We start from the raw sequence: 6423 nt of genomic DNA, 5'->3' as shown, positions 1-6423 counted from the left end.
GCACCACACCATCACGCAGCTGCTGCAGCTGCTCGTCGCTGGGCGTGCCTTCCACCTGCACCCAGTAGAGCTTGTCCGCCTTGTGCTTCGGGTCGGTCAGTTTGTGCGCCAGCGTGCCGTTGTCGGTCAGCAGCAGCAGGCCTTCGCTGTCATGGTCGAGGCGGCCGGCAGCGTAGACGCGCGGCGGCAATCCGAAGCCGGCCAATGTAGGCCGCGGCGGCATGCTGCGGTCGGTGAATTGGCAGAGCACGTTGAACGGCTTGTTGAAGGCAATCAGCATCGCGGGGACGGCGGATGGGGTGGTGCATTGTCCCATTCCCGCGCAGCGGCCGCGATCATCGGCGTGTCAGCCGAATACCTGCCACTTCAGCATGAAGGACACCAGCACCAGGGCGATGCCACAGGCACTGACGATGTTCGCCCGGCGCCGTCCAGTGCCCTGCGTAGGAAGGGCCTGCTTGGCGGCACGCTGCTCCAGCACGATGCCCAGCGCCAGTAGACCGAAACCTGCGGCACCCGCCAGGTCATAGGCATTGCCACCGTAGAAGATGTAGTCGATCAGGCGGATCGCCACCAGCACCGCGACAATGACCAGCAACAGCTTTTTCAAGATTCCGCTCCATGGAAGTGCGACCGGGTGGCGCCGGGCATCAGCCGACGCCACCGCTGCGATACGTTACGGCTTCACGAAACGCAGGGTCATGCGGTCGCTTTCACCGATGGCCTGGTACTTGGCGTCGTCCGCCTTGTCATGCTGGTTGGTCGGCGGCAGGGTCCACACGCCATTCGGATGGTCCTTGGTATCGCGCGGATTGGCATTGACCTCGGTGCGCGCGTCCAGCTTGAAACCGGCGGCCTCGGCCATCGCGATCACCTGCTGCTGGCCCACATAGCCGGTGTCGTCAGCGTCAGCCACGTCGGCCTTGGCGCGGTGCTCGACCACGCCGAGCACGCCGCCCGGCTTGAGCACGTTGAAGAAGCCCTGGAACATGCCCTGCGCCTGGCCGGCCTTGCGCCAGTTGTGCACGTTGCGGAAGGTCAGCACCACATCGGCCGAGTTGGCTGCACCGAACACCGGCTTGGCCGGGTCGTAGGCAACCACGGCGGTCTTGTCGAACTGTGCCGGTGCGGCGGCGTACTTCTTTTCCAGGCTGTCGCGGCTGCGCTGCTGGTAGTCGCGGCCGCGGCCTTCAGCCACGGCCTGCGGATCGACCACCGCGGCGATGTAATGCCCCTTGTCGCGCAGCAGCGGCGCCAGGATTTCCGAGTACCAGCCATTGCCGGGCGTGATCTCGATGACGGTCTTCTCCGGCGCCACGCCAAAGAAGCCCAGCGTCTGCGCAGGATGACGGAAACCGTCGCGCTTGACGTTGGCCGGGTCGCGGGTCGAGGCCTTCACCGCCGCATCGATCGCTGGCGACACCTGGATCTTTGCCGGGGCGACCGTGGCCGGCGCAGCGAATGCGGGAACGGCGACCAGCAGCGCCGAGGCAAGCAGCACGCGGCAACCACGCAGGGATGAGGCAGCAATCATCGGGGCGACTCCAGCGGAAGATGCGGCGAGACTAGCAGCCGCCGCGCCGCAGGTGTTCACAAAACGTTAGCCGCGTGCGCGTCGCGGAACACAGTTTTGTGGTCAGCGCCGCAGCGCGGTCACACATCGCGTTCTATCCTGAAGGACTTCCCCCAAGGAGTCCGTGCCCATGACGGCAATCCGCGAACTGGGCCGTTCCGGCCTGCATGTAGCTCCGCTCGCCTTCGGTGGCAACGTATTCGGCTGGAGCGCCGATGAGAAGGCCAGCTTTGCGCTGCTGGATGCCTTCGTCGATGCCGGCTTCAACCTGGTCGACACCGCCGATGTGTATTCAGCGTGGGTGCCGGGCAACCAGGGTGGCGAGTCGGAGACGCTGCTCGGCAAGTGGTTCGCGCGCAGCGGCAAGCGCGACAAGGTGGTGCTGGCGACCAAAGTAGCCAAATGGGCCGAGCGGCCCGGCCTCACCCCGGACAACATCAATGCGGCCGTCGAAGACTCGCTGCGTCGCCTGCAGACCGATGTGATCGATCTGTACCAGGCCCACGAGGACGATGAATCCACGCCGTTGGAAGCTACCCTGGCCGCGTTCGGTCGCCTGATCGAGGCAGGCAAGGTGCGCGCGATCGGTGCGTCCAACTACAGCGCCACGCGCCTGGCCGAAGCACTGAAGGTGTCCACCGACTACAAGCTTCCGCGTTACGAAACCCTGCAGCCGGAGTACAACCTGTACGACCGCGCCGGCTACGAGAAGGAGCTGGAGCCGCTGGTGCAGCGCGAGCAGATCGGCGTGATCAATTACTACGCACTGGCCAGTGGCTTCCTCAGTGGCAAGTACCGCACGCCGGACGATGCCGGCAAGAGCAGCGCGCGCGGCGCCACTGTGGTCAAGCGCTATCTGAACCCGCGCGGCCTGCGCATCCTGCAGGCGCTGGATGATGTGGCCAGCAAGCACAACGCCACTGCCGCGCAGATCGCGCTGGCCTGGCAGATCGCACGGCCGTCGATCACCGCACCGATTGTCAGCGCCACCAGCGTCGAGCAGCTGCACGACCTGCTGGCGGCGGCGAACCTCGCGTTGAGCGTGCAGGACGTGGCGCAACTGGATGCGGCCAGCGTGGAAGGCTGAGGAAGGACGGTGCCGACCAACATCGGCACCGTTCAGTAGATCCACGCCACGCGTGGATGCAGTAGCTCAACGCGGCAGACTGTCTTCGCCGACCAGCGCATGGTGCACGCCGATACCCGCACGCACCCCTTCAGCCATGGCCAGGGTAATGTTGCCGACCGTGGTTGCATCACCGGCCGCATGGACGTTCGGCAGCGAGGTCTGTTTCATCATGTCCACCTCGATCAGCACGCCCAGCGGACTTTCCACCAACGCGCAGCCCAGTTGCTGTACCAGCGGCGTGGCCATCGCCTGGCCGGCAGGCACGAACAGCGCACGCTGGGCGATGCGCCGGCCATCGGCCAGCTCGACCTCCAGCCAGGTGGGCTGATCGCCCTGCACGCCCACGACCGGCGTGGTTTCGATCTGCACGCCGCGCTGCTGCATGGCGGCCAGCTCCTCGTCGCTGATCGGCAGGCCCTGGCTGAAGAAGGTGACGTTGCCCCAATCGGCGAACAGCGGCGCCTTGCCGGCCGACATCGGATGGCCGCCGAGCAGGCCGATCGAACCGCCACCCACTTCGTAACCGTGGCAGTACGGGCAGTGCAGCACGGTGCTGCCCCAGCGTTCGGCCATGCCGGGCAGTTCGGGCAGCTGGTCGGCGATGCCGGTGGCCAGCAGCAGCTTGCGCGCAGTCAGCACCTGGCCGTCGGCGGTATGCACCTCCACACCCTCGGCGCTGGCCGTGGCCCGCACGGCTTCGGCATTCAGCCAGCGCACGGTCGGGTAGTCCAGCAACTGCTGGCGTGCGTTCTTCAGCAACTCGGCGCCACTGATGCCGTCCATGCCCAGTACGCCGTGCGAATGGCTGGCAAAGCGGTTTCGCGGCGAACCCGCGTCGATGATGGTGACCGGCCGGCGCGCACGCGCCAGGATCAGACCGGCGGCGATACCGGCGTAGCTGCCGCCGACGATGAGGACATCAGGATTCATGGTGACCTTCCAGGGAACGGTGATGGGCAAGATGGCGGGCGAAGTCGGCGCCGAGCTGGTCGAGGGTGGTTGCCTGCAGCCGCTGCTCGAGCAGGCGCTGTGCTTCGCGGGCACTCTCCAGCAGGGCCTGGTTGACCAGCTGCTGGATCGGGCAGCCGCCCATGCCTGCGCGGGTACCGACCTGGACCATCGGTGGTGAGCCAATGGCCTGGTAGACGTCGTGCAGGGTGATCGCTGCCGCATCGCGGGCGAGCTGGCTGCCGCCACCGTGGCCGCGCGTGCTGCGGACCAGGCCGGCCTTGTGCATCTGCGCCAGCAGGCGGCGGATCACCACCGGATGGGTCGGCAGGCAGGTGGCCAGCTGTTCGGAGGTTCGCGGCCCGTGCTGGCCGATCAGATGGGCGATCACGTGCAGGGCGTCGGAGAGCGGATTCGCGGATTTCATGTAACTACGTTAGTTACATTTAAACCGGCTGTCGAGAGTCTGCTTTCGTTCCATATGGACACATTTGTCCTATGAAACACATTCTTCACATCGTTAAACAGAACGGGAATGTGACACGCATCGCACTTCAGAGCCCTCTAGGACGGTCGATACCGCATCGCACCCCTTCCGAGATTCCGTCCCATGAAAGCCTCTTCCCATGCGCCGCGGCTGCAGTCGAAGCTGCTCGGTGCCGTTTCTGTTGGTCTGGCCGTTGTCCTGTTGTGCGCCTTGGCGGGCTTGGCGTCTGCCTGGTTGAAGCTGTCCACCGAAGTGCCCCCGGAGGTCGCCCACAGCCGCGACGCCGAGCGCCTGCAGCGTGAGTTCCGCGGGCAGGTGCAGGAATGGAAGAACGTGCTGCTGCGCGGTCACGATGACGCGTTGCGCCAGCACCACCTGCAGGCCTTCGACAGCGAAGGCCGCCTCGTTGCCGAACTGGCCAAAGGCCTGGCCGCCAGCCCCGATGCGCGCACGCGGGAACTGGCTCAAGCGTTTTCCGGCCTGCATGCTCAATTGCAGCTGGACTACCACGCCGCACTGCAGGCCTTCGCAGATGCCGGCTACGATCCTGCGGCCGGCGATTCACTGGTGCGTGGCAAAGACCGACCGGTGGCGACCGCACTGGATGCGCTGGGTACGCAGGCCACCCAGGTGGCCGAAGCCGCGGTGACCGCGCGTTCGCAGCAGGCACGGCAGACGCTGGTGCTGTGCGCCGCGCTGACCATTGGCGCGGCCGTGCTGCTGTTGATCGGTCTGGGCTGGTGGCTGCGGCGTGCCGTGGTGCAGCCGGTGCTGGCCGTGGAAGCGGCCGCGCGTGCGGTCGCTGCCGGCGATCTCGACTACCACGTGCAGGTGCGCAGCCGCGACGAGATCGGTCGCCTGGCGCAGGCGATGCAGGCCGTGCAGAACACCGTGCGCGGCGTGCTCGACGCACAGACCGCGATGGCCAAGGCACACGATGCCGGCACGATCAGCCACCGCATGGACAGCAGCGCCTTCCCCGGCGCCTACGGCACGATGGTGGCCGATACCAACACCCTGGTCGACGCGCACATCCAGGTGAAGATGCGCGCGATCGCGATCATGGGCCGCTATGCGGTGGGCGACCTCAGCCTGGACATGGAGCGTCTGCCGGGCGAAAAGGCGGTGATCACCCAGGCACTGGATGCAGTCAAATCCAACCTCGGCGCGATCAACAGCGAGATTCGTCACCTGGCCGAAGCTGCTGCCGCAGGCGACTTCAGCCAGCGCGGCGACAGCGCGCGCTTCGAGCATGATTTCCGCGCGATGGTCGATGGCCTGAACCGGTTGATGCAGACCACCGAACACAACCTCGGCGACGTCTCGACCATGCTGCGTGCCATTGCCGATGGTCGCCTGGGTGCACGCATGCAGGGCGATTTCCAGGGCGTGTTCGCGCGCATTGCCGGCGATGCCAACACCACGGCGGCACAGTTGGCCACGATCGTCACCGACATCAAGCACGCCTCGGGCAACATCCACACCGCCGCCGCCGAGATTGCCGCCGGCAACAACGACCTGTCGCGCCGCACCGAACAGCAGGCGGCGAACCTGGAAGAAACCGCTGCATCGATGGAAGAACTGACTTCCACGGTGCGCCAGAACGCCGAACATGCACGGCAGGCGAACCAGCTGGCGATCGGTGCACACAGCGTGGCCTCGCACGGCGGTGAAGTGGTCGGCCAGGTCGTGGCGACGATGGACGCGATCGAAGGCTCCTCGCGGCGGATCGCCGACATCATCAGCGTGATCGACGGCATCGCATTCCAGACCAATATCCTGGCGTTGAATGCGGCGGTGGAAGCGGCGCGTGCCGGCGAGCAGGGCCGCGGCTTTGCGGTGGTCGCCAGTGAAGTGCGTACGCTGGCACAGCGGTCGGCGGCAGCGGCCAAGGAAATCAAATCGCTGATCGAGGCATCGGTGGAACAGGTTGGCCACGGTGCGCAGCGTGTGCGCCAGGCCGGCGACACCATGGCTGAGATCGTCGCTTCGGTGCAGCGCGTGACCGACATCATGGCTGAGATTTCGGCTGCCTCGCAGGAGCAGTCGGCCGGCATCGAGCAGGTCAGCCAGACCATCATCCAGATGGACGGCACCACCCAGCAGAATGCCGCGCTGGTGGAAGAAGCGAGCGCGGCGGCACGCAGCCTGGAACAGCAGGCCAACCGGTTGATCGACTCTGTGGATGTGTTCGATCTGTCGACCACGGCCGCAGCTAAGGACGCGCTGGCGCGCGCGGCGTGATCCTTTGCAGGCAGCCGAGCATGGGCTCGGCTCTACACCGGG

7 protein-coding genes are annotated in these 6423 nt (G+C 66.2%); 2 read left to right on the top strand and 5 right to left on the bottom strand.

Going from position 1 to position 6423, the window contains the following annotated elements; all coding sequences use genetic code 11:
- From DBR20_RS19270 to DBR20_RS19260, 3 genes are all read right to left on the bottom strand, one after another.
- The coding region (locus DBR20_RS19270; protein WP_258223428.1) for a pseudouridine synthase at positions 1-280 on the bottom strand (280 nt) is incomplete at its 3' end.
- A 66-nt stretch (positions 281-346) separates the two neighbouring features.
- Positions 347-610 (bottom strand): hypothetical protein, encoded by a 264-nt coding sequence (locus DBR20_RS19265; protein ID WP_108267750.1) that lies wholly within the window; start codon positions 608-610, stop codon positions 347-349.
- A gap of 66 nt (positions 611-676) precedes the next feature.
- A complete protein-coding gene (locus DBR20_RS19260; RefSeq protein WP_089237702.1) occupies positions 677-1534 on the bottom strand; it encodes a class I SAM-dependent methyltransferase in 858 nt (285 codons plus the stop codon).
- A 169-nt stretch (positions 1535-1703) separates the two neighbouring features.
- Between DBR20_RS19260 and DBR20_RS19255 the strand changes: the two genes are divergently transcribed.
- The gene (locus tag DBR20_RS19255) at positions 1704-2660 is read left to right on the top strand and encodes an aldo/keto reductase (RefSeq protein WP_108267748.1); all 957 of its coding nucleotides are present in this window, start codon (positions 1704-1706) and stop codon (positions 2658-2660) included.
- A 66-nt stretch (positions 2661-2726) separates the two neighbouring features.
- Here the strand turns inward: DBR20_RS19255 and DBR20_RS19250 are convergent, their stop codons facing one another.
- Complete coding sequence (locus tag DBR20_RS19250; protein WP_108267746.1) at positions 2727-3632, bottom strand: NAD(P)/FAD-dependent oxidoreductase; 906 nt, start codon at positions 3630-3632, stop codon at positions 2727-2729.
- A complete protein-coding gene (locus DBR20_RS19245; RefSeq protein WP_108267744.1) occupies positions 3622-4077 on the bottom strand; it encodes an Rrf2 family transcriptional regulator in 456 nt (151 codons plus the stop codon). Before DBR20_RS19245 ends, DBR20_RS19250 begins: the two co-directional genes overlap by 11 nt.
- Positions 4078-4260: 183 nt before the next feature.
- Between DBR20_RS19245 and DBR20_RS19240 the strand changes: the two genes are divergently transcribed.
- A complete protein-coding gene (locus tag DBR20_RS19240; RefSeq protein ID WP_108267742.1) occupies positions 4261-6381 on the top strand; it encodes a methyl-accepting chemotaxis protein in 2121 nt (706 codons plus the stop codon).
- Positions 6382-6423 lie beyond the last annotated feature (42 nt).

Origin of the sequence: Stenotrophomonas sp. HMWF023 (genome assembly GCF_003060985.1) — a bacterium.
Lineage (GTDB): Bacteria > Pseudomonadota > Gammaproteobacteria > Xanthomonadales > Xanthomonadaceae > Stenotrophomonas > Stenotrophomonas lactitubi.
This window is presented reverse-complemented; position numbering and strand designations above follow the sequence as displayed.